Genomic DNA, 25,877 nt, shown 5'->3' with positions numbered 1-25,877 from the left:
CCCCCGTCAGACGATCGGCTCGTGCACGGTGACGAGCTTGGTGCCGTCCGGGAAGGTCGCCTCCACCTGTACGTCGTGGATCATCTCGGCGATGCCGTCCATGACGTCGTCCCTGGTGAGGAGCTTGCGGCCGGTGGACATCAGCTCGGCGACGGTGCGGCCGTCGCGCGCGCCCTCCAGGATGTGCGAGGTGATGAGGGCGACCGCCTCGGGGTGGTTGAGCCTGAGGCCGCGGGCCCTGCGCTTCTCGGCCACATCGGCCGCCACATGGATGAGCAGCCGCTCTTGCTCGTGCGGGGTCAGTTGCATGTCCCACCTCACAGTCCTCGCTCCGGACCGTACGGGGTCCGGGTGCCGCAGCCACCGCGACGGAAGTCAGGTGTAACACACGGACGAATGGGGACCGACCGTGATCAACGGGGGCACAAAAACCCTCCGGTGGCATGGGACGGCAGGCTAGTTCGACGGAGTTTCAACGACGTTAACCAGCCTTTGAGTGGCTCATGACCGCCGCATGGCAACAGCGATAACCGCCGTGCGCGCAGGGGTAGTTCAGGACATGCCCGGTCCCGTACGGCCGCGGATCAGGACACGCCCGGCCCCCGGTACTCCGCCGCGATGCCGAAGCGCTGGCGTTCGCCGGGAGCGGACGGCACCTCGCGGACGCCCGGCTCGCGGACGCGGGACACCGAGCCGGCCACCTGTTCCTCGCCCGCCTCGGCTGCGTCGAGGGCTTCGAGTCGCTCCAGGTCGGCGGCCGAGACCAGTGCGGCCAGCGGCTTGCCGTGCCGGGTCACGACGACGCGCTCGCCGCCGTACACCACCCGGTTGATCAGGTCGGCGAGCTCAGCCCTGGCTTGCGTCACCGGAATCTCGTAGGCCATACCCCCATCATAACGGCAGGTACGTCCTGTACATTCTGTACAGAAGTCGGAGATCACCGGTCTCCGCCATGAGGAGGGGTGTGCCCAGATGACCCGACCGTCCGCCCGTTACGTCCTGCCCGAGTTCACCGAGCGCACCAGCTTCGGGGAGCGGCGGCTCGATCCCTACTCGAAGCTGTTCGAGAGCCGGGTCGTCTTCCTCGGGACGCCCCTGGACGAGGCGGCGGCCAGCGATGTGATCACCCAGTTCATGCACCTCGAACACCTGGCCCCGGACCGGGACATCACGCTGTACCTGAACTGCCCCGGCGGCTCCTTCCACGCCATGACGGCGGTCTACGACACGATGCGGTACGTCACCTGCGACGTGGCCACCTACTGCCTGGGCCAGGCCGCCTCGGTCGGCGCCCTGCTGCTGGCCGCCGGCACCCCCGGCAAGCGGTTCACCCTGCCCGGCGCCCGCGTGGTGCTCTCCCAGCCCGAGCTGTCCGAGCCGGCGCAGGGCCAGCCGAGCGATCTGCTCATCCAGGCCGGCGAACTGGTCAGGCTGCGCGCCCTGATGGAGGAGATGCTGGTCCGGCACACCGGGCGCACCCCGGAGCAGGTCCACGAGGACCTGGAGCGCGACCTCATGCTGGACGCGTCGGGCGCACTGTCGTACGGCCTGGTGGACGGCGTGGTGCCCAGCCGCCGGGACCTCCCCGGCGAGCGGTGAGCCGGCCGTGCTGCCCGATGAGCTGCCGCCGCTGCCGGCACTGACGCAGGCCGAGGGCGCGGTGGTCGACCACTATCTGGCGGTGGTCGACCTGCTCGGCAGGATCAACCCGGCGCGCGACGGGGACACCTATCGCGGGCTGCGCGCCGCGCAGGCGCTGGTGCGCCGGGCGGAGGAGCTGCGCGACGCGCTGGAGCTGATGCACGAACGGGGCGAGCGGGAGGTGTACGGGGGCACGCTGGCACGGGCGCTGCGGGTGCTCGACGGTGAGCGCCGGGCCGCTCGCGTCGCGCTCCCGCCGGACGCCGTGGGCTGATCCGGACGGCCGCCGGACCCGGCGGGTGCGGGGCGTCCGCGCGGCCACCGGGTCCGGGTTCGAAACGGTCCGAACGACGTACCGCCGACCGGTGTATATCCGGATCCGTTTCCGGCTCTCCCGAGTTGCGCGCGGGCCGCGCCCATGCTCCGCGCGCGGCCGCCTTTTCCCAGGTCCGGGGCTAAGCACGGGAACTGACGGAGCATCGAACACAGCACCCGCCACCCGAACGGGCGAGTGGTGAGTAACGCCACAAATCCCCGATTCCGTTGGGATTTTCGGACAGCTGTAGGTCAAGATCCCTGTCTGACGACAAGCCCCCGCCGCCGCGGCGGGGCGATCCGGGCGGACGCCGAGTCCTGCCGCCGCCCGGATGACCGGTCGACAGGAGTGGATCGGCAGGAGTGGAGGACCCAGGCAAGGCGGGTCCCCGGACGGTCGGCCGGCCGCGTGAGCGGACGGGCGGGCGCTTCGGGCGGCCCTTGGGGTGAAGCCGTGGCAACGCGGCCGGGCTACTTCGCCAGCCCGAATCCGACAGGTCATCCTTCACAGGCGGCTGACGAAGGGTTGCGCATGACTGCGCTCAATCGTGTCCCGTCGCTGATGGCCCGTGCCGGTACGGCCTCGGCCCTCACCCTGGCCGCCGTGGGCGGCTCGATCGCGGTTCCGGGTCTCTCCGCCGATGCCTCGGCCGCGACGCTGGCGACGAAGGCCCTGAACATCGCGGCGTCCAAGAAGGGCGCCCCGTACCAGTGGGGGGCCACCGGGCCGCGACGGTTCGACTGCTCGGGTCTGACGCTCTATTCGTTCAAGAAGGCCGGCAAGAAGCTGCCGCGCACCGCCGCGCAGCAGTACAACAAGACGCACCACATCTCCTCCGGCCACCGCAGAGCCGGTGACCTGGTGTTCTTCCACTACGGCTCGAACGTCTACCACGTCGGCATCTACGCCGGTCACAATAAGATCTGGCACGCGCCCAAGACCGGTTCCGTGGTGCGGCTGGAGAAGATCTGGACCAAGAGCGTCTGGTACGGGCGGGTCAGCTGACCCGCCCGCGCACCGGGAGCGACTCCAGCCAACGGGCCGCTCCTCGTGCCTGTCCTCACCCGGCACCGCCTCCAGCCTCGGGGGCGGTCCGGAACGGGTCCCGCGCGCCCGCCGGATGAACGTTTCGCGGCCGCGCGCGAGGGCCCCTCGCTACGGCTCCTGACGGCCTGCCGCCGCCGGTTCGGCCGGGGCGGTCCAGGGCAGTTCGATGGAGACCGTCTTGCCGCCCTCACGGGTGGGGCGGACGCGGAGCCTGCCGCCGCACTCGGCGGTGAGCCAGCGGATGATGACCATCCCGCGGCCGTTGTCCTGCTGGACGGCCGCGGGCAGTCTCTTCGGGAACCGCGGATGACTGTCCGTGACGCCGATGCGCAGCTGTTCGTCGCGCTCCAGCGCGAGGTCGACCGTGAAGGTCGGGGACTGCCCGAAGGTGTGCTGCACGGCGTTGGTGGCCAGTTCCGAGACGATGAGCCGCACCGTGTCGGCCGCCTCGGTGTCCGACGGCAGGCCCCACTCCGCCAGGGTTGCCACCACGTACGACCTCGCGGCGGCCACCGAGGCGGGATCGCTCGGCAGAGTGACGGATGCTTCCAGGTGGTCTGCCATGGCGACATCGTCCCTTTCCCACGGGACCGGAGTCCTCCATGGAGCGGATGGTTCGAGTACGGTCCCGGACTGGTGCTTCCTCGCCAGACTGCCACCACCGAACCGGTCACGGGGAGCGATCCACCAAGATATGCATATATCTGTCGCTCGATGCGGTGAACTCTGCGACGGGAGACCGTATTCGGGCGGCCCGTAAGGAGTAAGGAGGAGCCCATGCAGAACGGGCCGGCAGTGCGCCGCCGCAAATTGGGTGCCGAACTGCGCACGCTGCGCACCGGTGCGGGGCTCACCAGTGGGGAGGCGGCCCGTCTGGTCGGCTGGCACCAGTCGAAGGTGAGCCGCATCGAGACGGGCGCCAGTGGTGTGAAACCGGCCGATCTTCGCTTACTCCTGGACGCCTACGCGGTGCGCGACGCCCAGCTGCGCGAGCTGCTGCTGATGCTGGCCGGCTCCGAGGACGCCGACGGCGACCGCAACCGCTGGTGGCACGCCTACCGCGGGGTGCTCCCGCCGACGTACCGGGACTTCATCAGCCTGGAGTCGCAGGCCCGCGCGATGCGCACGCTGGAGACCACCGTGGTGCCCGGCCTGCTCCAGACGGCCGAGTACGCCCGCGCGGTGACCCGTGCGGCCGTCAAGGACCTGGACGAGGAGCGCCTGGACGCGCTGGTGGAGGTCCGCCTGGCCCGGCAGGACGTGCTGCGCTCGAACCCGCCGCTGGAGCTGAGCGCGGTCCTGGACGAGGCGGTGCTGCGGCGCGAGGTCGGCGGCCCCGAGGTGATGGCGCGCCAGCTGGAGCGGCTGATGGACGCGGCCCGGCTGCCCCAAGTGCGGCTCCAGGTACTGCCGTTCGGGGCGGGCGCGCATGTCGGCCTCACCGGGCCTTTCGTTATTTTCTCATTTCCGAGCACTTCTGATCTCGATGTTGTGGTTCTCGACCAGTTGACGAGTAGCCTCTACCTGGAACGGAAAGAAGACCTCCGGGCGTACTCGGAGGCCTTCCAGACCCTTCAGGAACACGCTCTTTCCCCCCACGATTCGCTGGACTACCTCGCCGGGATAGGTGACGGCGCGTAAGGAGGCACCATTGTCAGCTCTGCCTCGGAGCGTCCCTGCCAGTACCGACCTGTACGACGTGCGCTGGCTGCGCAGCAGTTACAGCACGGGAGCCAACAACTGCGTGGAGACGGCCCGGCCGCGCTCCGGTCCCTGGTCCGGACTGCTCGCCGTGCGCGACTCGAAGGACCCCGCCGGGCCCGCGCTGGTCTTCTCCGCCGGCAGCTGGGCCGGCTTCGTGGCCGCGCTCCGCTGAAACCCACCGGACCCGGTGAACCTGGCCGGACCCGCCCAACCCCGCCGGACCCGTTGACGCACCCGCCGCGAAGCACGGCCGTGTCCGCCGACTCATGGTCGCGTTTCGACGATCACCCGTACCGCGTGTGCGATCTCGGCCCCGGAGAGGTCCGCGCGGGCGGTCAGCCGCAGCCGTGAGATGCCGTCGGGCACGGAGGGAGGACGGAAACAGCCCACGGCCAGTCCCGCCGTCCGGCAGTCGGCCGCCCAGCGCACCGCCTGCTCCGGGGACGGGGCCCGTACGGAGACCACCGCGGCGTCCGGACGCACCGCCTCCAGACCCGCGGCGGTCAGCCGTGCGTGCAGCTCCCCCGCCACCTCGCGGGCCCGCGCCGCCCGTGCGGGCTCCCTGGCGAGCAGCCGCAGGGCCGCGAGGGCCGCACCGGCCGCCGCCGGCGCGAGACCGGTGTCGAAGATGAACGTCCGGGCCGCGTTGACCAGATGGTCGATCACCCGCGCCGGGCCCAGCACCACCCCGCCCTGGCTGCCCAGCGACTTGGACAGGGTGGCCGTGACCACCACGTCCGGCGCGCCCGCGAGCCCGGCCGCCCGCGCCGCCCCGCGGCCCCCCTCGCCCAGCACGCCGAGGCCGTGGGCGTCGTCCACGACGAGTCCCGCGCCGCGCTCCCGGCACGCCTCGGCCAGCGCGGGCAGCGGCGCCCGGTCCCCGTCGACCGAGAACACGGTGTCCGAGACCACGATCGCCGGCCCCGCGTGGGTGGCGAGGGCCTTGCGCACCGCCTGCGGGTCGGCGTGCCCGACGACCTGGGTCTCGCCCCGCGCCAGCCGGCAGCCGTCGATGAGCGAGGCGTGGTTGCCCGCGTCGGACACGACGAGCGAGCCGTGCGGGCCGAGCGCGGTGACCGCGGCCAGGTTCGCGGCGTACCCGGAGGAGAAGACCAGGGCCGCCTCGAAGCCGCAGAACGCGGCCAGTTCCCGCTCCAGTTCTGCGTGCAGCTCGGTGGTGCCGGTGACCAGCCGGGAGCCGGTGGCGCCGCCGCCCCAGGTCCGGGCGGCCCGCGCCGCGCCCTCGGTCACCTCGGGGTGCCGGGCGAGGCCCAGGTAGTCGTTGCTCGCCAGATCCAGCAGCGGGGAGTCGGCGGGGCGCGGGCTGAGGCGCCGTACCAGCCCGGCACGGTGACGCGCGCGGGCCTGCTCCTCGATCCAGCCGAACGCCATGAGTCCTCCGGAGGTTTTGTAGGTAGCGCACAGACCCTAGCTGGCCCGCCCGCCACCCACCGTGTGGCAATACCCACACGGTGAACGGTGTTCCTTGTGCGAACTCTCCTTGGCCAGGGGCGGTCCGGTAAGACAGGATCGGGCCTCATGGACCTGCTGAACACGCTGGTGGACAAGGGGCTTCGGCGCGAACTGCCGACCCGCGAGGAAGCGCTCGCCGTGCTGGCCACCTCCGATGACGACCTGCTCGACGTGGTGGCCGCGGCCGGCAAGGTGCGCCGGCACTGGTTCGGCCGGCGCGTGAAACTCAACTACCTGGTCAACCTCAAGTCCGGTCTGTGTCCCGAGGACTGCTCCTACTGCTCCCAGCGGCTCGGCTCCGAGGCGGGCATCCTCAAGTACACCTGGCTCAAGCCCGACGAGGCGTCGAAGGCGGCCGCCGCGGGGCTCGCGGGCGGCGCCAAGCGCGTCTGCCTGGTGGCGAGCGGTCGCGGCCCGACCGACCGGGACGTGGACCGGGTCTCGCGGACCATCAAGGCCATCAAGGAGGAGAACGAGGGCGTCGAGGTGTGCGCCTGCCTCGGGCTGCTCTCCGACGGCCAGGCCGAACGGCTGCGCGAGGCGGGCGCGGACGCCTACAACCACAACCTGAACACCTCCGAGTCCACCTACGGGGACATCACCACCACCCACACGTACGCCGACCGGGTGGACACGGTGCAGAAGGCGCACGCGGCCGGTCTGTCGCCGTGCTCCGGTCTGATCGCCGGCATGGGCGAGAGCGACGAGGACCTGGTGGACGTCGTCTTCTCGCTGCGCGAGCTGGACCCGGACTCCGTTCCGGTGAACTTCCTGATCCCGTTCGAGGGCACCCCGCTGGCCAAGGAGTGGAACCTCACCCCGCAGCGCTGTCTGCGGATCCTGGCGATGGTCCGCTTCGTCTGCCCGGACGTGGAGGTGCGCATCGCGGGCGGCCGTGAGGTGCACCTGCGCACGATGCAGCCGCTCGCGCTGCACCTCGCCAACTCCATCTTCCTCGGCGACTACCTGACCAGCGAGGGCCAGGCGGGCAAGGCCGACCTGGAGATGATCGCCGACGCCGGTTTCGAGGTGGAGGGCGCCGACCAGGTCACCCTGCCGGAGCACCGGGCGGGCGGCGGCTGCCATGACGGCGCCGGTGCCGGCTGTCACGAGGGCGGCGCGGGCGGCTGCCACGAGGGCTCCGGGGTCTGCGGTGCGGCCCCCGCGGAGCCGGCCGCCGAGCCGGTGGCCGCGAACGAGCCCCGTACCGACCTGGTCGCCGTCCGCCGCCGGGGCGCCGGAACGGATCTCGCGCCCAATGCCTGACCTGCCCCGCCTGAGCGTCCCCGAGCTGCTGGAGCTGGACCGGCGGCACGTCTGGCATCCGTACGGCCCGATGCCCGGACGCGCCGAACCGCTCGTCGTGGAGTCGGCGAGCGGGGTCCGGCTGCGGCTCGCGGACGGCTCGGGCGAGCTGGTGGACGGCATGTCCTCGTGGTGGTCGGCGATCCACGGCTACAACCACCCGGTGCTCAACGAGGCCGCGCAGGGGCAGCTGGGACGCATGAGCCATGTGATGTTCGGCGGGCTCACCCACGAGCCCGCCGTCCGGCTCGCGAAGCTCCTTGTCGACATGTCGCCCGAGGGCCTGGAGCATGTGTTCCTGGCCGACTCCGGCTCGGTGTCGGTCGAGGTCGCCGTCAAGATGTGCCTCCAGTACTGGCGTTCGCTCGGCCGGCCCGGCAAACAGCGGCTGCTGACCTGGCGGGGCGGCTACCACGGGGACACCTGGCAGCCGATGTCGGTGTGCGACCCCGAGGGCGGGATGCACGAGCTGTGGTCCGGCGTGCTGCCGCGCCAGGTGTTCGCGGACGCGCCGCCGGCCGGGTACGAGGAGTCGTACGCGGAGCAGCTGCGCGAGCTGATCGGGCGGCACGCCGACGAACTGGCCGCGGTGATCGTGGAGCCGGTGGTGCAGGGCGCGGGCGGTATGCGCTTCCACTCCCCCGCGTATCTGCGGGTGCTGCGCGAGGCGTGCGACGCGCACGGCGTGCTGCTGGTGTTCGACGAGATCGCCACCGGTTTCGGGCGTACGGGCGCGCTGTTCGCGGCGGACCACGCGGCCGTCACCCCGGATGTGATGTGCGTGGGCAAGGCGCTGACCGGCGGCTATCTGACGATGGCGGCCACGCTCTGCACCGCGCGGGTGGCCGACGGGATCTCGCGGGGCGAGGTGCCGGTGCTGGCGCACGGGCCGACCTTCATGGGCAATCCGCTGGCGGCCGCCGTGGCCTGCGCCTCGCTGGACCTGCTGATGGGCCAGGACTGGCAGGCCGAGGTCAAGCGGATCGAGGCGGGCCTGACCTCGGGTCTCGCACCGGCGGCCGGGCTGCCGGGCGTGCGGGACGTACGGGTGCTGGGCGCCATCGGCGTCGTACAGCTGGACCACGAGGTCGACATGGCCGCGGCCACCCGTGCGGCCGTCGCGGAGGGCGTGTGGCTGCGCCCGTTCCGCGATCTGGTGTACACGATGCCGCCGTACGTCACCTCCGACGAGGACGTGGCGAGGATCGCGCGCGCGGTGTGCGCCGCGGCGCGGGAGGGATGAGATGCCGGTACTGGTGATCACGGGGACGGGCACGGAGGTCGGCAAGACCGTCACCACGGCGGCCGTCGCCGCGGCGGCGCTCGCGGCCGGCCGTTCGGTGGCCGTCCTCAAGGCCGCCCAGACGGGGGTACGGCCCGACGAGCGCGGGGACGCCGACGAGGTGGCCCGGCTCGCCGGTGCCGTCACGGCCGAGGAAGTCGCCCGCTATCCCGAGCCGTTGGCGCCGGGCACGGCGGCGCGGCGGGCCGGCCTGGCGCCGGTGCATCCGCAGGAGGTGGCCGAACGGGCCGCCAAGCTGGCCGCCGAGCACGATCTGGTGCTGGTCGAGGGGGCGGGCGGGCTGCTCGTACGGTTCGACGCGGCGGGCGGCACGCTGGCCGACGCGGCGCGGTCGCTGGGCGCGCCGGTGCTGATCGTGGCCCAGGCGGGCCTGGGCACGCTGAACGCCACGGAGCTGACGGCGCGTGAGCTGCGCGGCCGTGGCCTGGAGCCGTTCGGCGTGGTGATCGGCAGCTGGCCCGCCGAGCCCGACCTGGCCACCCGCTGCAATGTCGCCGACCTGCCGGAGGCCTCCGCCACGCCCCTGCTGGGCGCGCTCCCGGCGGGCGCGGGTGCCCTGCCCCCGGCCGAGTTCAGGGCGTCGGCTCCGGGCTGGCTGTCCCCACGGCTGGACGGCACCTGGGACGCGGAGGCGTTCCGGGCGCGCGAAGGGGCTTAGCACCGGACTCGCGGAGGGACACTTCCCGCGGGTCCGCGATGTCCGGGAGGTCGGTGTGCGGCTGGGGTCCGAGGCGGCGGGGCCGGGTGCCGTGCGGCATCCGGTGTTCGCGCGCTACTACGCGCGGGTCGGGGCCGGGGCGGACGCGCGGCTGGGGTTCGCCGGGGTGCGGGGGCGGCTGCTCGCCGGGCTGACCGGCCGGGTGATCGAGGTCGGCGCGGGCAACGGGCTCAACTTCGCCCGCTATCCCGCCGCCGTCGCACGGGTCGTCGCCGTCGAACCGGAGCCGCTGCTGGGCCGGCTGGCGCGGGAGGCGGCGCGGCGTGCGCCGGTGCCGGTCGACGTGGTGCCCGGCACGGCGGAGGCGCTGCCCGCCCGGAGCGGGACGTTCGACGCGGTCGTGCTCTCCCTGGTGCTGTGCAGCGTGCGCGATGTGGCGCGGGCGCTGGAGGAGGCGCGGCGGGTGCTCAGGCCCGGCGGGCAGGTGCGGTTCTTCGAGCACGGACGCGGTGGGGGGCGGGCGATGCGGCTGACCCAGCGCGCCCTGGACCGTACGGTGTGGCCCGCGCTCGCCGGGGGCTGCCATCTGGCCCGCGACCCGGTGGCCGCGCTGCGCTCCGCCGGGTTCGAACTGGGCCCGTACCGCCGTCTTCTGCTGCCGGAGGGCGGACCGCGGCTGCCGGCCTCGTACTGCGTGCTGGGGACCGCCTGGCGCCCGGACGGCGGGCCGGGCACCCGCTGATCACAGGCTCCAGCGGCGCAGCTCGCGGGCGATGTCCTCGATGCTCGCCGCACCGTCCTTGACCAGCCGGGCGAGGTCGCGCACCTGCTCCGGGGTGGTGACGACCTTGGCGCCGCTGGCGACCAGGTAGGCGTAGGCGACCGCGGAGGCGAACAGCGCGTTGGCGCGTTCGAGGGCCGGCACGTGGATGAGCAGCTGGAGGAGGGCGGCGGCACGCGTGTACGGCGTCTCGTACACCGGCACGCCGAATATCTCCGCCCGGTGCCGGGCGACGGCGGCGATCAGCGCGCCCCAGTCGGTGACCTGCGGGTCTCCGGGCGTCTTCTGTTCGGCGAGCATGAGCAGCCAGGCGAGGTCGATGCTCAGCCCGTTCGGCGAGTCGCTCAAGGGATCAACTGCGTCCTTCGCCCGGAGCGGTGCCGCGCGCCTCGGTGAACTCCTCGGCGAACACGGACTCGTACTGCTTCATGAAGTCGGCGGCGGCCTCCACGAAGGTGCGGCCCACTTCGCCGGTGTCCTGTCTGACCAGTTCCTCGATGTAGCGGTTGACGCTCATCCCGCGGGCCAGCGCGCGCTCGCGCGCCGCGCGGGCGGTGCCCTCGTCCACGCGCACGTTCAACTGGGTTTTCGCCATGTCTCGACGCTAGCGCCCGGACGCTAGCAGGAGCAAGCGGAACCGGGGGCACGAGGGGGCGCACGGTCGCGCCCCGGCGGCGGCCAGGGGGCGGGTCGGGCCAGGGTCCGGGCCGGGGCCGGGTCGGCGCCGGTGCCCGATCGGGCCGGGGTCGGGTCGGGCCGCCGTCGGCTCGGGGGCGGTGTCCGGTGGGGGCCGGGGTCGGGTTCACCCCCCATCGCTGGGCTGCGTCACCCCCCGGCCCGCCGCCGTGCCCGTCGTCGGTTCCCGCTGTGCGCCCGGTCACATTAGGCTCGGCCCCGACAGCTCGTACCGGTGACCGGGAGGCGGTCTTGGGGACATCCGCAGCCGCACAGCACGCTCCCGGCCGCGCGCCGGGCGAGGGGACCGCGGCCCGCGCCCGCGGGCTGACCAAGGCGTACGGCGCGGGCGAGACCGCCGTGCTCGCGCTGGACTCGGTGGACGTGGACATCGCGCGGGGCCGGTTCACCGCCGTGATGGGGCCCTCGGGGTCCGGCAAGTCCACGCTGATGCACTGCCTGGCGGGGCTCGACACGGTGTCGGCCGGGCAGGTGTGGCTGGGCGACACCGAGATCACCGGGCTGCGGGAGCGGGACCTGACCCGGCTGCGGCGGGACCGGATCGGGTTCATGTTCCAGTCGTTCAACCTCATCCCGACCCTGACTGCCGCCGAGAACATCACCCTGCCGATGGACATCGCCGGCCGCAAACCCGATCAGGCGTGGCTCGATCAGGTGATCGACACCCTCGGGCTGCGCGGGCGGCTCGCGCACCGGCCCAGTCAGCTCTCGGGCGGTCAGCAGCAGCGGGTGGCGTGCGCGCGGGCGCTGGCCTCCCGGCCCGAGCTGATCTTCGCCGACGAACCGACCGGAAACCTCGACTCGCGGGCCGGCCTGGAGGTGCTGGGCTTTCTGCGGGGCGCCGTGGACGACCTCGGGCAGACCGTCGTCATGGTCACCCACGATCCGGGCGCCGCCGCCCACTCCGACCTGGTGCTCTTTCTCGCCGACGGGCGGATCGTGGACGAGCTGGACCGGCCGACGGCGGAGCGGGTCCTGGAGCGGATGAAACGGTTCGACGGCGAGCGGACGGACCGGCTCGGCGGGGAGCGGGCGGATCGGCTCGGCGAGACCCGCCGCCCGGATGCCGCGCGGGAGGGCTGACCCGGTGCTCAAGGCGACCCTGCGGAGCTTCCTCGCGCACAAGGGACGGCTCGCGCTGTCCGCGCTGGCCGTGGTCCTGTCCGTGGCGTTCGTGGCGGGCAGCCTGATCTTCTCCGACACCGTGACCCGCACCTTCGACCGGCTGTTCGCCTCCACCGCCGCCGATGTGACCGTGCAGCCGAAGCGCGACCTGATGTCCGCGCGGGCGAGCGGCGCGGTGCAGACGCTGCCCGCCGCGCTGCGCGACACGGTAGCGAGGGCCGCCGGAGTGGCGGCGGCGCGCGCCGATGTGCAGGTGCAGAACGTCGTGGTGGTCGACCGCCGCGACCGCTCCATCAGCCCGACCAACGGCGCGCCCACCCTCGCCGGCTCCTGGTACCCGACCCGGCACAGCCCGGTGCGGCTGACCTCCGGGCACGCCCCGCGCGGTCCGGGCGAGGCGCTGCTGGACGCGGACACGGCGGGCAGGAGGCACGTACGGATCGGCGACACGCTGACCGTGCAGGCCCAGCCCGGCACGTTCCGGGTGCGCGTCGTCGGGATCGCCACCTTCACCACCACCAATCCGGGCGCGGCCCTGGTCTTCCTGGACCCGGCGGTGGCCGGACGCCGGCTGCTCGGCTCGCAGGCGCGGGCGACCAGCATCTCGGTGGACGCGGCGCCGGGTGTCTCCGACGAGCAGCTGCGGCACCGGGTCGTCGCGGCGCTCGGCACGCATGCCGCGACGTACGACGTGAAGACGGCGAACGAGCAGGCCAAGTCGGCGGCGGCCAGCCTCGGCAGCTTCCTGGACGTGATCAAGTACGTCATGCTGGGCTTCGCCGGGGTCGCGCTCCTGGTCGGCGTGTTCCTGATCGTCAACACCTTCTCCATGCTGATCGCCCAGCGCACCCGCGAGCTGGGCCTGCTGCGCGCGCTGGGCGCCGACCGGCGGCAGGTGCGCCGCTCGGTGCTGACGGAGGCGCTGCTGCTCGGTCTGGTCGGCTCGACGCTCGGCCTGGCGGCCGGGATCGGGCTGGCGTTCGGACTGATCGGCCTGATGCGGACGCTCGGGATGAATCTGAACGCCGCCCAGATGGTGATCGGCTGGGGCACGCCCGTCGCCGCGTACGTGGTCGGGCTCGGCGTGACCTTCGTGGCCGCCTATCTCCCGGCCCGGCGCGCGGCGGCCGTCTCCCCCATGGCGGCGCTCGCGGACGCCGAGGTCGCCGGTGTGGGCAAGCCGCTGCGGACGCGGGCGATCGCCGGCGCGGCGGTCGGGGCCGTGGGCGCGGCGGCACTGGCCGGGTGTGCGGCGGCCACGCGTACCGGTCCCGCCGCGGGGCTGCTGGGCGCCGGGGTGGCGCTGACGCTGATCGCGACCGTGGTGGCCGGGCCGCTGCTGGTGCGGCCGGTGATCCGGGTGCTGGGCGGGGGCTTCCCCGCGCTGTTCGGAGCGGTCGGCCGGATGAGCCAGCGCAACGCCCTGCGCAATCCGCGCCGCACCGGTGCCACGGCCGCCGCGCTGATGGTGGGCCTGGCCCTGGTGGGCGGGATGTCGGTGGCGAGCGCGTCCATGTCGGCGTCGTTCGACCAGCAGATCGACAAGCGGCTCGGCGCCGACTTCACGGTCCAGAGCGCCAACTTCACGCCGTTCACCCGGCAGATCGCCGACCGGGTGGCCGCGACCAGGGGCGCCGGGCTCGTCGTGGCGCAGCGGCTGACGCGGATCGCCGTACGGCTGCCCGACGGCCGCCGGGTGGAGACCGGCGCCGTCGGCTACGGTCCGGGTCTGGACGACGTCGTGCACCTCTCCTACGCGCGAGGCGGCTCGGCGAGCGCGCTGGCCGAGGGGCATCTCGCCCTGGACGCGGGCTTCGCCCAGGACCACGGGGTGCGGCTCGGCAGTGTGCTCCCGGTGGAATTTCCGGGCGGTCGCCGGGCCGGCCTGAGGGTCGGCGCGCTCACCGAGCAGTCGACCACCGACAGCTTCGGCAATCAGGGCGGGGTCTTCTTCGGGCTCGGCACGCTGGAGCGGTACGCGCCCGGCGGCCAGGACTCCGCGCTGTACGTGAACGCCGCGCCCGGCACCGCGCCGGGGGACCTGCGGCCCCGCCTCGAACGGGCGCTCAAGCCGTTTCCGCAGGTGCAGGTGCGTGACCAGAGCGACTACAAGCGGCTGGTCCACGACCAGATCGGGGTGCTGCTGTACCTGGTGTACGCGCTGCTGGCGCTGGCGATCGTGATCGCGGTGCTCGGTGTGGTCAACACCCTGGCCCTGTCGGTGGTGGAGCGCACGCGGGAGATCGGACTGCTGCGGGCGATCGGGCTCGGGCGGCGGCAGTTGCGGCGGATGATCCGGCTGGAGTCGGTGGTGATCGCGGTGTTCGGCGCGGTGCTCGGTCTCGCCCTCGGCCTGGTGTGGGGCGTGTGCATGCAACGGGTGCTGGCGCTGCGCGGGTTGACGGCGTTCGCGATCCCCTGGGGCACGATCGTGGCCGTGGTCGTCGGCTCCGCGGTGGTGGGGGTCGTCGCCGCCGCGCTGCCCGCGCTGCGGGCGTCACGCATGAACGTGCTGGCCGCGATCGCCCACGAGTGACCCCCTCCCAGGGATGTGATGGTGTGTCAATTCCAAGGTCAATTCGCTGACAACCGGGGAGACTTCATGCCGCGTCCGTTCCGTTTCGGGGTCAATCTGCTCACGCCCGCCTCCGCGGCCGAGTGGCGCGCGAAGTGCCGTCGCGCCGAGGAACTGGGCTACGACGTGATCCTCGTCCCCGACCATCTCGGCCGGGTGGCACCCTTCCCGGCGCTGGTCGCGGCCGCCGAGGCGACCGAACGGGCCCGTGTCGGCACGCTCGTGCTCAACGCGGGCTTCTACAACCCCGCGTTGCTGGCCCGCGAGGTCGCGACCACCGACGCGCTCACCGGCGGGCGTCTCGAACTCGGTCTGGGCACCGGCTATGTGCGGGAGGAGCACGAGGCGGCCGGGCTGCCGTTCGGTTCTCCGGGCGAGCGGGTGGACCATCTGCGGCGCACCGTCGAGGAGTTGGCGCGGCTGCTCGGCTCGGCGGAGTACCAGCCGCGGCCGGAACAGGTCCGGGTGCCGCTGCTGATCGGCGGCAATGGGGACCGTATGCTGCGGCTGACCGCCGAGCACGCCGACATCGCGGCCTTCTCGGGCGTCCGGTCGGGGAACACGCGCTCGCTCGAACCGCTCGACGCCGACGAGCTGGACGAACGGGTATCGCGCTACCGGGAGTTGGCGGCCGGCCGGGCGGAGCCCGGGGAACTGAACCTGCTGATCCAGCAGGTCGCCGTCACCGACGACCCCGAGTCGGCGCTCAAGCCGGTGCTGGAGCGGCGGCCGGAGCTGACCCTGGAGGCCATGCTGGCGCTGCCCGTCATGCTGGTGGGCACGGTGGAGGAGATCGTGGCGAAGGTCAGGGCGCAGCGCGAGCGGTACGGGTTCACCAACCTCACCGTCCTGGAGGCCCACATGGAGGCGTTCGCGCCGGTGATCGAGCGGCTGCGCGCCGAGTCCGCATGACGGAATCCCCGGCGTCCGGATGGCGGCCGTGATCAGGATGGCCGTATGAACGAGTTGCGCATACGGCCCGCCGCCCCCGATGACCTGGACGCCGTGCTCGCCTTCTGGCGGACGGCCGCCGAGGGCACCAGCATCAGCGACGATCGCGCCGGGGTGGAGCGCCTTGTAGAGCGCGACCCGCAGGCGCTGATCCTGGCCGAGCGGGGCGGTGAGCTGGTCGGCACCGTGATCGCGGGCTTCGACGGCTGGCGCTGCCATCTGTACCGGCTCGCGGTGGCTCCCGCGTGGCGGCGCCAGGGCGTCGCCACGGCCCTGCTGGCCGCCGCCGAGGAGCGCTTCGTGCGCCTCGGCGGGCGGCGCGCCGACGCGATGGTGCTGGTGCGCAACGAGCGGGCGCGGCACGCGTGGAGCTCGGCCGGGTACGGCCCCGAGGAGCAATGGCGGCGCTGGGTGAAGCCGCTCACCGGCTGAGCCGTCGCGGTTATCCACAGGCCCCCGACGACACTTTGCCCATCCTTTACCCTGGAGGGAGCACTCGGTCCTCTGTGAAAGGTAGTGAGCGTCCCCTCATGGACGAGCCCCCCGGCCCGCGACACCGCGCGTCCCGCCGTCCCCTGTCCGATCATGGGATGGGGGTGACCCGATGACCGAAGTGCTGCTCCTGCTGGTGGCGATCCTGCTGTCGGTGGCCTGCGGCGCGTTCGTGGCCGCCGAGTTCTCGCTGACCACGGTCGAGCGCGGTGAGCTGGAGCGGGCCGCGCAGCGCGGCGAGCGGGGTGCCGCGGGCGCCCTGAAGGCCGCCCGGAACCTGACGTTCCAGCTTTCCGGCGCCCAGCTCGGCATCACCGTCACCAACCTGGTCGTCGGCATGCTCGCCGAGCCCTCGATCGCCAAGCTGCTCGCCGGGCCGTTCCGGGCCATGGGATTGTCGGGCGGCGCGGCGAATTCGGCGGCCCTGGTGCTCGGCACCGCGCTGTCCACGGTGTTCCTGATGGTCGTCGGCGAGCTGGTGCCCAAGAACTGGGCGATCTCCTCGCCGCTGGCCGTCGCCAAACGGGTGGGCACCCCGCAGCGCTGGTTCAGCGCCGCCTTCCGCCCCTTCATCGCCCAGCTGAACAACACGGCCAACCGTGTCGTACGCCGGCTCGGTCTCGAACCCGCCGAGGAGCTGGCCTCCGCGCGCGGCCCGCAGGAGCTGGCCGCGCTCGCCCGGCACTCCGCCAAGCAGGGCGCCCTGGAGGCGGACACCGCCGAGCTGTTCGTGCGGACGCTGAACCTGGCCGACCTGACCGCGGAGAACGTGATGACCCCGCGCGTCCAGGTCATCGCCCTGGAGGAGCAGGCGACCTGCGAGGACGTGGCGAACGCGACCCGCGCCACGGGCCTGTCCCGCTTCCCGGTCTTCCGCGGCAACCTCGACTCCGTCGTCGGCACCGTCCACATCAAGGACGTCCTCGCGGTGCCCGCCGAGCACCGCCGCCACCGCCGCGTCTCGCATCTGCTGCGGGAGCCGCTGCTGGTGCCCGAGTCCCTCACCGTCGACCGGCTCCTCGACCGGCTCTCCGGCCGCCGCACCATGGCCGTCGTCATCGACGAGTACGGCGGCACGGCGGGCGTGGCGACCCTGGAGGACATCGTCGAGGAGGTCGTCGGCGAGGTGCGCGACGAACACGACCCGCACGAGACGCCCGACCTCGCCCCGGCCGGCGCGGACGAGAGCGGCCGGGCCCTGTACTCGGCCGACGGCGCCGCCCGCACCGACCAGCTCGCGCGCGTCGGACTGCGGGTGCCCGAGGGGCCGTACGAAACCCTGGCCGGACTGGTCGCCACCGAGCTGGGCCGGATACCCGAGGCCGGCGACCGGGTCGAGATCGCCGGCTGGCGCCTGGACGTGGTGGACGCCTCCGGGCGGCGCGCCGCCCGGCTGCTGCTGCACGCACCGCTGGACGACGAGCGCGGGAACAGGACCACGGAGGGGGCGCGATGACCGCCGTACAGCTGCTGATCGGTCTGGCCACCCTCGTGGTCAACGCCTTCTTCGTGGCCGGTGAGTTCGCGCTGATCTCGGTGCGCCGCTCGCAGATCGAGCCGCTCGCGCAGGAGGGCGACCGGCGGGCCAGGAGCGTGCTGTGGGGCCTGGAGCACGTCTCCGCGCTGCTGGCCGCCGCCCAGCTCGGCATCACGCTGTGCACGCTGGTCCTGGGTGTGGTCGCCGAGCCGGCCATCGCGCAGCTGCTGGAGCCGGTGTTCCACGCGGTGGGCGTGCCGCTGGGCGTGGGCCATGTGGTGTCGTTCGTGATCGCGCTGACCCTGGCGACCTATCTGCACATGCTGCTCGGCGAGATGGTGCCCAAGAACATCTCGCTCGCGGAGCCGGTGCGCGCCGCGCTGCTGCTCGGGCCGCCGCTGGTCGCGCTGTCCCGCGCGCTGCGCCCGGTGATCTTCACGGTGAACGCGTTCGCCAACGGGCTGCTGAAGCTGCTGCGGGTGGAGGCCAGGGACGAGGTCGCGGCCACCTTCACGGACGCCGAACTCGCCGAGATCGTCAAGGACGCGAGCGAGGCGGGCCTGATCGACGGCCGGGCGCAGGAGCGGCTGCACGACGCCCTGGAGCTGGGCAGCCGCCCGGTGCGGGACGTGGTGGTGCCGCTGGAGCGGGTGGTGTACGCGCGGGTGGGCGTCACCCCGGAGCAGCTGGAGCGGCTGTCGGCCGAGTCGGGCTTCTCCCGCTTCCCGGTGGTCGACGCGAGCCGTCGCATCGTCGGGTATCTGCACGTCAAGGACGCGCTGGACGCCCTGCCCCGAGACCTGCCGTTCGCGCTGCGCGACATGCGGCCCATCGCGCGGGTGAAGGCGGACACCCCGCTGGACGACGTGCTCACCGCGATGCGGGGCAGCCGCAACCACGTGGCGGCCGTCCTCGGCGACGACGGGCGCCTCGCCGGGCTGGTGACCATGGAGGACGTGCTGCGGGAGCTGTTCGGCCAGCCGGCCTGACCGGGCCGGCCTGAGCAGGCCTGCCTGAGCGGGCCGGCCGCCCCGACCGACCGCTGGGTATGGAGCCGGGATACCATCGCTGTCGCCATGCAGACGAACCCCGCGCCTCCCCCGTACTCCAGCCTGGTCGCGATCGGCGACTCCTTCACCGAGGGCATGTCCGATCTGCTGCCGGACGGCTCCTACCGGGGCTGGGCGGATGTGCTCGCCGCGCGGATGGCGGCGGGCACACCGGGTTTCCGGTACGCCAACCTCGCCGTGCGCGGCAAGCTGATCGGGCAGATCGTCGACGAGCAGGTGGACCGGGCCGCCGCCATGAACGCCGATGTGGTGACCCTGGTCGGCGGGCTCAACGACGCCCTGCGGCCCAAGTGCGACATGGGCAGGGTGCGCGGGCTGCTGACCGAGGCGGTGGAGCGGCTGGCCCCCTCCTGCCGGCGACTGGTGCTGATGCGCAGCCCCGGCCGCCGGGGCCCGGTCCTGGAGCGGTTCCGGCCGCGCATGGAGGAGTTGTTCGCCACCGTGGACGAGCTGGCCGCGAAGCACGGCGCTCTCGTCGTCGACCTGTACGGCGCCCCCGCGCTCGGCGATCCCCGGCTGTGGGACGTGGACCGGCTGCATCTGACGGCCGAGGGCCACCGCCGGGTGGCCGAGGCGGTCTGGCAGACGCTCGGCTACCCGCCCGAGGACACCGAGTGGCACGTCCCGATGCCGGCCACCGCACCCCCGGCCTGGCTGCACCGGCGCACGGCGGACCTCCGCTTCGCCCGGCAGCACCTGCTCCCCTGGATCGGCAGACGCCTGACGGGCCGCTCCTCCGGCGACGGCCTGCCGGCCAAGCGGCCGGAGCTGCTGCCGTACGAGACCGGTGGGACGGATGAGACCGACGCGGCATACGAGACCCACGAGGCACGAGAGGCGTACGAGAAGCGGGCGTAACCGAGGCACGCCGCTCTCGTAGCTTTCGACGAATAGGGGCGTGGCGCTGGCCTGCACAAAGCGCCAGTAGACTCTGGTCACGTGACTTCAGCGCCCGCCAAGCCCCGCATCCCGAACGTCCTCGCCGGACGCTACGCCTCCGCCGAGCTCGCCACGCTCTGGTCGCCCGAGCAGAAGGTGAAGCTGGAGCGGCAGCTCTGGCTCGCCGTGCTGCGGGCCCAGAAGGACCTCGGCATCGAGGTGCCGGACGCGGCGCTCGCCGACTACGAGCGTGTCCTCGACACCGTCGACCTGGCCTCGATCGCCGAGCGCGAGAAGGTCACCCGGCACGACGTGAAGGCGCGGATCGAGGAGTTCAACGCCCTCGCCGGGCACGAGCACGTGCACAAGGGCATGACCTCCCGTGACCTCACGGAGAACGTCGAGCAGCTCCAGATCCGGCTCTCCCTGGAGCTGATGCGCGACCGCGGTGTGGCCGTCCTCGCCCGTCTCGGCAAGCTGGCCGGCGAGTACGCCGAGCTGGTCATGGCCGGCCGCTCCCACAACGTGGCCGCGCAGGCCACCACCCTCGGCAAGCGCTTCGCGACCGCCGCCGACGAGCTGCTCGTGGCCTACGGCCGTATCGAGGAGCTGCTCGCCCGCTACCCGCTGCGCGGCATCAAGGGCCCGGTCGGCACCGCGCAGGACATGCTGGACCTGCTGGGCGGCGACGCGGCCAAGCTCGCCGAGCTGGAGCAGCGGATCGCCGGCCACCTGGGCTTCTCCCAGGCGTTCACCTCGGTCGGCCAGGTCTACCCGCGCTCGCTGGACTACGAGGTCGTCACCGCGCTGGTGCAGCTGGCGGCGGCGCCGTCCTCGCTGGCCAAGACGATCCGGCTGATGGCCGGCAACGAGCTGGTCACCGAGGGCTTCAAGCCCGGCCAGGTCGGCTCCTCGGCGATGCCGCACAAGATGAACACCCGCTCCTGCGAGCGCGTCAACGGCCTGATGGTGATCCTGCGCGGCTACGCCTCGATGACCGGCGAGCTGGCGGGCGACCAGTGGAACGAGGGCGACGTGTCCTGCTCCGTGGTGCGCCGGGTCGCGCTCCCGGACGCGTTCTTCGCGCTGGACGGCCTGCTGGAGACCTTCCTGACGGTGCTCGACGAGTTCGGCGCGTTCCCGGCGGTCATCGCCCGCGAGCTGGACCGCTACCTGCCGTTCCTCGCCACCACCAAGGTGCTGATGGGCGCGGTGCGCGCCGGGGTCGGCCGCGAGGTCGCGCACGAGGCGATCAAGGAGAACGCCGTCGCCACCGCCCTCGCCATGCGCGAGCAGGGTGCCGAGCGCAACGATCTGCTGGACAAGCTCGCCGCCGACGAGCGCCTCCCGCTGGACCGCGAGCAGCTGGCCGCGCTGATGGCCGACAAGCTGTCCTTCACCGGCGCCGCGGCCGACCAGGTCGCCGTGGTCGTCGGCCGGATCGAGGAGATCGTCAAGCAGCGCCCGGAGGCCGCCGGCTACACGCCGGGGGCGATCCTCTGACCCCGCGTCTTTCCCGGGCGGACCTGGAGGCCGCTCGCGACCGTCTCGTCCCGGACGTGGTCGCGGGCGGCCTCCGGGTGCTTTTCTGCGGCATCAACCCCGGCCTGATGACGGCGGCCACCGGCCACCACTTCGCCCGCCCCGGCAACCGGTTCTGGCCGGTGCTGCACCTGTCCGGCTTCACGCCGAGGCTGCTGAAGCCGGCCGAGCAGCGAGACCTGCTGTCGTACGGCCTCGGCATCACCAATGTCGTGGCCCGCGCGACCGCGCGGGCGGACGAGCTGACCGCCGAGGAGTACGCCGAGGGCGGCCGGCTGCTGACCGAGAAGGTACGGCACCTCGCGCCGCGCTGGCTCGCGGTGGTCGGGGTGACCGCCTACCGCGCCGCCTTCGCCGACCGGACCGCCCGGATAGGACCGCAGGAGCGGACCATCGGGGACACCCGAGTATGGGTCCTGCCCAACCCCAGTGGCCTCAACGCGCATTGGACGGCGGCGACGATGGCGGAGGAGTTCGGGCGGCTGCGGGTGGCGGCGGAGGAGTAGGCCGGGGCATCCCCGCGGCCGGCCGATCCGGGCACCCGAGGGCGGCAAGCCCCGTGGTCTCGGCGGGAACCAGCGCGACCGGGGCGAGCCCGGCGCTCGCCGGGGCGGGGTGGGACGAGTACGATCCGGCCAACACGCCCGCGAGCTGGGAGGACGGACGGTGGGGCAGCTGACCGGCGGCGATCCCTCGCTGCTGCGAAGGATCAACTCCGCGGTGGTGCTGCACGCGCTGCGGGCCACGGACTGCGCGACGCTCAGCGAGATCGCGCGGGTCACCGGGCTGTCCCGGCCCACGGTCGAGGGCGTGATGGAGCAGCTGATCGAGGCCGGGCTCGTGGTGGAGCGGGCCGCCGACGAGGGGATCGCGCGCAGGCAGGGGCGCCCGGCCCGGAGGTTCCGGTTCCGGGCCGAGGCGGGGCATCTGCTGGGCCTGGAGATCGGCCCGCACCGGGTCGCCGCGCTGCTGTCCGACCTGGACGGGCGGGTGCTGGGCCGGCAGGCCAAGGAGGTCACCGAGACGGCACCCGCGGACGAGCGCCTGGACCGGCTGCGGGGCACGGTCGCCGAGCTGCTGCGGCGCTGCGGGGTCCCCCGCGGCTCGCTGCGCGCGGTGGGCGTGGGCACGCCGGGCATCGTGGCGGCCGACGGCACGGTGCGGCTGAGCACGGCGCTACCGCAGTGGACGGGCCTCGGCCTCGGCGAGCGGCTGAGCCGTTCCTTCAAGTGCCCGGTGCTGGTGGAGAACGACGCCAACGCGGCGGCGGTCGCCGAGCACTGGAAGGGCGCGGCGGACGACACCGACGACGTGGTGTTCGTGCTGGCCGGGCTGAGCCCCGGAGCGGGCGCGCTGATCGGCGGCCGGCTGCACCGCGGCTTCGGCGGGGCGGCCGGGGAGATCGGGGCGCTGCACCTGCTGGGCCGGGAGGCCACCCCGGAGACGCTGCTGTCCACCACCGACGAGCCGTTGCACCCGCTGGACGAGCAGGCCGTGGCCGAGGTGTTCGCGCTGGCGCGGGAGGGCGATCTGCGGGCGCGGGCGGCGGTGGAGCGGTTCATCCAGCGGCTGGTGCACGACGTGGCCGCGCTGGTGCTCGCGCTCGATCCGGAGCTGGTCGTGATCGGCGGCTGGGCGGCCGGGCTGGACGGTGTCCTGGAACCGCTGCGCCGCGAACTGGCCCGCTACTGCCTGCGACCGCCTCGCGTGGCACTGTCCGTGCTGGGCGAGGCGGCCGTGGCCACCGGGGCGCTGCGGCTGGCCCTGGACCATGTGGAGGAGCAGCTGTTCGCGGTGGAGGGCACGGTGACGGCGCGCCGCTGACGGGGACCGTACTACCGCTCCCGCTACGGCGCCGCGACGCCCGCCTCGGCCAGCAGCTGGTCCGCGACGATCCGGGCGCCGGTGTCGCCGACGAGGATCGTGTAGTGGTTGGTGCCGGGAACGCGCCGGGCCGTGACCCGTCCGGGGTCGAGCTGGGCGGCGGCGAGGCGGTCGTCGTCGTACAGGCCCTGCGGCTCGTCCATCAGGCCGCGTTCCGCCCAGAGCAGTCGCGCGGGCAGCGGCAGCCGGTGGATCGCCTCGGCCACCTCCCCGCCGAGCTGGTCGATGCCGTCGGCGCGGACCGCCTCGATCGCGCAGGACGAGCGCAACTCGGGCTCGACGCCCACGAGATCGCGCTGGATGTAGGCGTCCACCCAGGGCGACCAGGCGGCGGCGAAGCCCGGATGCCGCTGCCAGAACGCCCGGTAGGCGGCCCGGTCCTCGAACGTCATCGACAGCCGGGCCATGGCCGGGCCGAGGACGGCGGCGATCAGCTCGTCGGGGTCCGGTTCGGCCGGCACGGGGAAGGGCACACCGCCGTCGACGAGCAGCAGGGCGCGGGGCAGGTCGGGATGGCGCCCGGCGGTCAGCGCGGCGGTGAAGGCGCCCATGGAGTGGCCGGTGAGCACCACGGGGCCGGGGGCCAGCCGGTCGGCCACGGCGGCCATGTCGTCGGCGTGCGCGGCGATGCCGTACGGGCCCGGCAGGTCGCGGCTGTGGGCCCGCCCGCGCAGGTCCGGGGCGAGCAGGGTGACGCGGCCGGCCAGGTGGTGGGCGACCCGCGCCCAGGACAGGCCGTTGGCGGTGATGCCGTGCAGGGCCAGCACCACGGGGGCGCCGGGGTCGGCGGCGGGCCAGCGCAGTACGGCCAGATCGCCACCGCGCACGGGGACGCGCAGCTCCTCGTACGCCGGTACCTGTGCCGCGGGCGGGATACGGCTCATCGGCAAAACGGCCTCCTCGCGGTGCGTGGTCGCCGGAATAATAGGAGCGGCACGCGGCCGGCGACATGGTGCCGACCGCCCGCACCGGTGCGGCCCGGTGAAGCTCAGGGGCGCACGCACGGCGAGGAGCTGCCCGGACGGATCAGGAGGCCCGCCGGGCCGGGTCGTGGTGGATCTCCACGCCCGCGCTGTCGCCGAAGGTCAGCCGGCAGGTGTCGGCGCGGTAGGTCGCCACGGAGAGGGCGGCGGTACGGCCGAGGGCGGTGAAGCGGGTGGTGACGACGAGGACGGGCGAGCCGGGGAGCCGGTCCAGCTCACGGGCGTCGTCCGCGCGGGCCGAGCCCAGCTCGACGGCCCGGTCCTGGCCCTCCAGCTCCAGGTGGTGCAGCTCCCGCAGCACCGCACGCGCGCGGGCGGCGCCGGAGGGCGCGTCGATCGCGGTGAGGCCGGGCACCGACGCGGCCGGGATGTAGAGGAGTTCGGTGGCGACCAGCTGGCCGCCCGACATCCGGGAGCGGCGCACGGTGTGCACGGGCTCGTCCGCGCCGGTCTCCAGCGCGGCGGCGACGGCCGCGGGCGCGGTCTCCTGGGCGCAGTCGACGGCCTGCCAGGCGTCCCCGGCGCCGCCGGGCCAGGCGTGCTGTTCGCCGCCGACGGCCACGCCCACGCGCGGCGGCGCGACGGTGGTGCCGACGCCCCGGCGGCGCTGCAACCGGCCCTCCAGCTCCAGCTGTTCGAGGGCCTGGCGGAGCGTGGCGCGGGCCACGCCGAAGCGGGCGGCCAGATCGCGCTCGTTGGGCAGGATCTCGCCGACCGAGAACTCGGAGTCGAGCGCCTCGCTGAGCACGGTCCTGAGATGCCAGTACTTCGGTTCCTGCACCGAATCCAGCTGCGTGGTCCCCACCCTGTCCTCCGCAAGAGCCGTGGTGCGGCGGTTTTTAGCGCCCTTGTTTATTAAAGGTTGTTGCACTTCTCTGCCGACCATAGGACGGCCGACACCCTTGGTCAAGACCAATCCTCGTTCCCCGGACGAACGCCGAGGGGGGCCGCAGCGCAGCGTTCACGAGGCGTTCGTACGCGGTGATCCGGGTGACATCACGGCAAAGCCCCCGTCGCGGGACGGGGGCTCGGGTCCGCATGCGGTTCAGTGGTCGGCCAGGTGGCGCAGCTTGTCGGGGTTGCGCTGGATGTAGACCGAGGTCACGCGGCCCTCCGTGACGTCCAGTTGGAAGAGGCTGTCGGGTTTGCCGCCGGACAGGACCAGGACGGCGGGACCGCCGTTGACCTCCAGCAGCCGCAGGGCGGGGTCGGATCCCACGGTGGGGGCGACGGCGGCCACGAAGCGGGCCACCTTGTCCGCGCTGTGCAGGATCCGCAGGGCCGCCCTGACCTTGCCCCCGCCGTCGGAGACCAGCCGCACGTCCGGGGCGAGCACCGACATCAGCCCGTCCAGGTCGCCCCCGGACGCGGCGAGCAGGAAACGCTCCGTCAACTCGCGGCGCCGGCCGGGATCGACGTCGTAGCGCGGCCGGCGCTCCTGCACGTGCCGGCGGGCCCGTGCGGCGAGCTGCCGTACCGCCGGTTCGCCGCGGTCGAGCAGGGCGGCGATCTCGGCGAACGGGAAGCCGAACGCCTCCCGCAGCACGAACACGGCGCGTTCCAGGGGCGAAAGCGATTCCAGGACGACCAGTACGGCCATCGAGACGGTGTCGGCGAGGACGGCCCGGTCGGCGGCGTCGGGTGCGGTGTCGCCGTATTCGGTGACGTACGGCTCGGGCAGCCAGGGTCCGACGTACGACTCGGCGCGCGACTGCACCTGGCGCAGCCGGTCGATGGCCAGCCGGGTGGTGATCCGCACCAGGTAGGCGCGGGGTTCGCGGACCTCCGCGCGGTCGGCGCGGGACCAGCGCAGCCAGGCGTCCTGGACCACGTCCTCGGCGTCGGCGACCCGGCCGAGCATGCGGTAGGCGACGCCGGTGAGCAGGCTCCGGTGCTCCTCGAAGACGTCGGTCGCGGGGTCGGCGGTCATGTCCTCATCCCATCCGACACGCCCCGGCGCTGTCCACTCGGAATC

At 73.4% G+C, this 25,877-nt stretch carries 28 protein-coding genes; 19 read left to right on the top strand and 9 right to left on the bottom strand.

Annotated features, from left to right (window positions below):
- Positions 1 to 6 precede the first annotated feature (6 nt).
- Both AC069R_RS14640 and AC069R_RS14635 read right to left on the bottom strand, forming a co-directional pair.
- Positions 7 to 309 (bottom strand): urease subunit gamma, encoded by a 303-nt coding sequence (locus AC069R_RS14640; protein ID WP_037658831.1) that lies wholly within the window; start codon positions 307 to 309, stop codon positions 7 to 9.
- Positions 310 to 584: 275 nt separating this feature from the next.
- Positions 585 to 884, bottom strand: coding sequence for a type II toxin-antitoxin system Phd/YefM family antitoxin (locus AC069R_RS14635; RefSeq protein ID WP_478767173.1), 300 nt, complete (start codon positions 882 to 884; stop codon positions 585 to 587).
- Between the two features lie 88 nt (positions 885 to 972).
- On the opposite strand from AC069R_RS14635, the gene AC069R_RS14630 reads away from it, so the two are divergent.
- From AC069R_RS14630 to AC069R_RS14620, 3 genes are all read left to right on the top strand, one after another.
- Complete coding sequence (locus AC069R_RS14630) at positions 973 to 1,599, top strand: ATP-dependent Clp protease proteolytic subunit (protein WP_478767172.1); 627 nt, start codon at positions 973 to 975, stop codon at positions 1,597 to 1,599.
- 7 nt (positions 1,600 to 1,606) lie between these two features.
- On the top strand, positions 1,607 to 1,915 hold the full coding sequence (locus AC069R_RS14625; RefSeq protein WP_478767171.1) for a hypothetical protein: 309 nt from the start codon (positions 1,607 to 1,609) through the stop codon (positions 1,913 to 1,915).
- A 573-nt stretch (positions 1,916 to 2,488) separates the two neighbouring features.
- Entirely contained in the window at positions 2,489 to 2,962 is a 474-nt protein-coding gene (locus tag AC069R_RS14620) for a C40 family peptidase (protein WP_397987415.1), read from the top strand.
- Between the two features lie 150 nt (positions 2,963 to 3,112).
- Here the strand turns inward: AC069R_RS14620 and AC069R_RS14615 are convergent, their stop codons facing one another.
- The gene (locus tag AC069R_RS14615) at positions 3,113 to 3,568 is read right to left on the bottom strand and encodes an ATP-binding protein (protein ID WP_478767170.1); all 456 of its coding nucleotides are present in this window, start codon (positions 3,566 to 3,568) and stop codon (positions 3,113 to 3,115) included.
- A gap of 213 nt (positions 3,569 to 3,781) precedes the next feature.
- On the opposite strand from AC069R_RS14615, the gene AC069R_RS14610 reads away from it, so the two are divergent.
- The gene (locus AC069R_RS14610) at positions 3,782 to 4,645 is read left to right on the top strand and encodes a helix-turn-helix domain-containing protein (RefSeq protein WP_478767169.1); all 864 of its coding nucleotides are present in this window, start codon (positions 3,782 to 3,784) and stop codon (positions 4,643 to 4,645) included.
- Between the two features lie 10 nt (positions 4,646 to 4,655).
- Positions 4,656 to 4,880, top strand: a complete 225-nt coding sequence (locus tag AC069R_RS14605; RefSeq protein WP_397987412.1) for a DUF397 domain-containing protein — start codon at positions 4,656 to 4,658, stop codon at positions 4,878 to 4,880.
- A gap of 92 nt (positions 4,881 to 4,972) precedes the next feature.
- On the opposite strand, the gene AC069R_RS14600 is transcribed toward AC069R_RS14605, so the two are convergent.
- Entirely contained in the window at positions 4,973 to 6,100 is a 1,128-nt protein-coding gene (locus tag AC069R_RS14600) for an 8-amino-7-oxononanoate synthase (protein ID WP_478767168.1), read from the bottom strand.
- A gap of 147 nt (positions 6,101 to 6,247) precedes the next feature.
- Between AC069R_RS14600 and bioB the strand changes: the two genes are divergently transcribed.
- Genes bioB through AC069R_RS14580 form a run of 4 tightly spaced genes read left to right on the top strand, consistent with a single transcriptional unit; the run spans position 6,248 to position 10,189 of the window.
- On the top strand, positions 6,248 to 7,447 hold the full coding sequence (gene bioB / locus AC069R_RS14595; RefSeq protein WP_478767167.1) for a biotin synthase BioB: 1,200 nt from the start codon (positions 6,248 to 6,250) through the stop codon (positions 7,445 to 7,447).
- The gene (locus tag AC069R_RS14590; protein ID WP_478767166.1) at positions 7,440 to 8,729 is read left to right on the top strand and encodes an adenosylmethionine--8-amino-7-oxononanoate transaminase; all 1,290 of its coding nucleotides are present in this window, start codon (positions 7,440 to 7,442) and stop codon (positions 8,727 to 8,729) included. Before bioB ends, AC069R_RS14590 begins: the two co-directional genes overlap by 8 nt.
- Position 8,730: 1 nt before the next feature.
- On the top strand, positions 8,731 to 9,447 hold the full coding sequence (gene bioD / locus AC069R_RS14585) for a dethiobiotin synthase (RefSeq protein WP_478767165.1): 717 nt from the start codon (positions 8,731 to 8,733) through the stop codon (positions 9,445 to 9,447).
- Positions 9,448 to 9,502: 55 nt separating this feature from the next.
- The gene (locus tag AC069R_RS14580) at positions 9,503 to 10,189 is read left to right on the top strand and encodes a class I SAM-dependent methyltransferase (protein WP_478767164.1); all 687 of its coding nucleotides are present in this window, start codon (positions 9,503 to 9,505) and stop codon (positions 10,187 to 10,189) included.
- Here AC069R_RS14580 and AC069R_RS14575 read toward each other — a convergent pair whose 3' ends face one another.
- Together AC069R_RS14575 and AC069R_RS14570 are read right to left on the bottom strand one after the other, a co-directional pair.
- On the bottom strand, positions 10,190 to 10,528 hold the full coding sequence (locus AC069R_RS14575) for a fic family toxin-antitoxin system, toxin component (protein ID WP_397988243.1): 339 nt from the start codon (positions 10,526 to 10,528) through the stop codon (positions 10,190 to 10,192).
- Positions 10,529 to 10,580: 52 nt separating this feature from the next.
- Positions 10,581 to 10,823, bottom strand: a complete 243-nt coding sequence (locus tag AC069R_RS14570) for a toxin-antitoxin system HicB family antitoxin (RefSeq protein WP_397987406.1) — start codon at positions 10,821 to 10,823, stop codon at positions 10,581 to 10,583.
- A gap of 332 nt (positions 10,824 to 11,155) precedes the next feature.
- On the opposite strand from AC069R_RS14570, the gene AC069R_RS14565 reads away from it, so the two are divergent.
- The 10 genes from AC069R_RS14565 to AC069R_RS14520 all read left to right on the top strand — a co-directional run bounded on the left by AC069R_RS14565 (position 11,156) and on the right by AC069R_RS14520 (position 22,859).
- Positions 11,156 to 12,007 carry an ABC transporter ATP-binding protein gene (locus tag AC069R_RS14565; RefSeq protein ID WP_478767163.1) on the top strand — a complete coding sequence of 284 codons (852 nt, stop codon included), beginning with the start codon at positions 11,156 to 11,158 and terminating at the stop codon, positions 12,005 to 12,007.
- A gap of 4 nt (positions 12,008 to 12,011) precedes the next feature.
- Positions 12,012 to 14,585 (top strand): ABC transporter permease, encoded by a 2,574-nt coding sequence (locus AC069R_RS14560; protein WP_478767162.1) that lies wholly within the window; start codon positions 12,012 to 12,014, stop codon positions 14,583 to 14,585.
- 66 nt (positions 14,586 to 14,651) lie between these two features.
- Entirely contained in the window at positions 14,652 to 15,536 is an 885-nt protein-coding gene (locus AC069R_RS14555) for an LLM class F420-dependent oxidoreductase (RefSeq protein WP_478767161.1), read from the top strand.
- 45 nt (positions 15,537 to 15,581) lie between these two features.
- The gene (locus AC069R_RS14550) at positions 15,582 to 16,007 is read left to right on the top strand and encodes a GNAT family N-acetyltransferase (RefSeq protein WP_478767160.1); all 426 of its coding nucleotides are present in this window, start codon (positions 15,582 to 15,584) and stop codon (positions 16,005 to 16,007) included.
- Between the two features lie 172 nt (positions 16,008 to 16,179).
- Positions 16,180 to 17,523, top strand: a complete 1,344-nt coding sequence (locus tag AC069R_RS14545) for a hemolysin family protein (protein ID WP_478767159.1) — start codon at positions 16,180 to 16,182, stop codon at positions 17,521 to 17,523.
- Positions 17,520 to 18,533 carry a hemolysin family protein gene (locus tag AC069R_RS14540; protein WP_478767158.1) on the top strand — a complete coding sequence of 338 codons (1,014 nt, stop codon included), beginning with the start codon at positions 17,520 to 17,522 and terminating at the stop codon, positions 18,531 to 18,533. Before AC069R_RS14545 ends, AC069R_RS14540 begins: the two co-directional genes overlap by 4 nt.
- Before the next feature lie 87 nt (positions 18,534 to 18,620).
- Positions 18,621 to 19,472, top strand: a complete 852-nt coding sequence (locus AC069R_RS14535; RefSeq protein WP_478767157.1) for an SGNH/GDSL hydrolase family protein — start codon at positions 18,621 to 18,623, stop codon at positions 19,470 to 19,472.
- An 81-nt stretch (positions 19,473 to 19,553) separates the two neighbouring features.
- On the top strand, positions 19,554 to 20,996 hold the full coding sequence (gene purB, locus AC069R_RS14530) for an adenylosuccinate lyase (RefSeq protein WP_478767156.1): 1,443 nt from the start codon (positions 19,554 to 19,556) through the stop codon (positions 20,994 to 20,996).
- Between the two features lie 56 nt (positions 20,997 to 21,052).
- Positions 21,053 to 21,541, top strand: coding sequence for a G/U mismatch-specific DNA glycosylase (gene mug / locus AC069R_RS14525; protein ID WP_478767155.1), 489 nt, complete (start codon positions 21,053 to 21,055; stop codon positions 21,539 to 21,541).
- Positions 21,542 to 21,701: 160 nt separating this feature from the next.
- Entirely contained in the window at positions 21,702 to 22,859 is a 1,158-nt protein-coding gene (locus AC069R_RS14520; protein ID WP_478767154.1) for an ROK family protein, read from the top strand.
- Positions 22,860 to 22,882: 23 nt separating this feature from the next.
- Here AC069R_RS14520 and AC069R_RS14515 read toward each other — a convergent pair whose 3' ends face one another.
- The 3 genes from AC069R_RS14515 to AC069R_RS14505 all read right to left on the bottom strand — a co-directional run bounded on the left by AC069R_RS14515 (position 22,883) and on the right by AC069R_RS14505 (position 25,832).
- Complete coding sequence (locus tag AC069R_RS14515; RefSeq protein WP_478767153.1) at positions 22,883 to 23,803, bottom strand: alpha/beta fold hydrolase; 921 nt, start codon at positions 23,801 to 23,803, stop codon at positions 22,883 to 22,885.
- 142 nt (positions 23,804 to 23,945) lie between these two features.
- On the bottom strand, positions 23,946 to 24,707 hold the full coding sequence (locus AC069R_RS14510; protein WP_478767152.1) for a GntR family transcriptional regulator: 762 nt from the start codon (positions 24,705 to 24,707) through the stop codon (positions 23,946 to 23,948).
- A 240-nt stretch (positions 24,708 to 24,947) separates the two neighbouring features.
- Positions 24,948 to 25,832: an RNA polymerase sigma-70 factor gene (locus AC069R_RS14505; RefSeq protein ID WP_478767151.1), complete on the bottom strand. Its 885-nt coding sequence runs from the start codon at positions 25,830 to 25,832 to the stop codon at positions 24,948 to 24,950.
- Positions 25,833 to 25,877: the final 45 nt, after the last annotated feature.

The sequence above is a fragment of the Streptomyces sp. NPDC043952 genome (assembly GCF_056435325.1).
The sequence above is the reverse complement of the archived record's forward strand: the minus strand, read 5'-3'. Positions and strand labels throughout refer to the sequence as shown.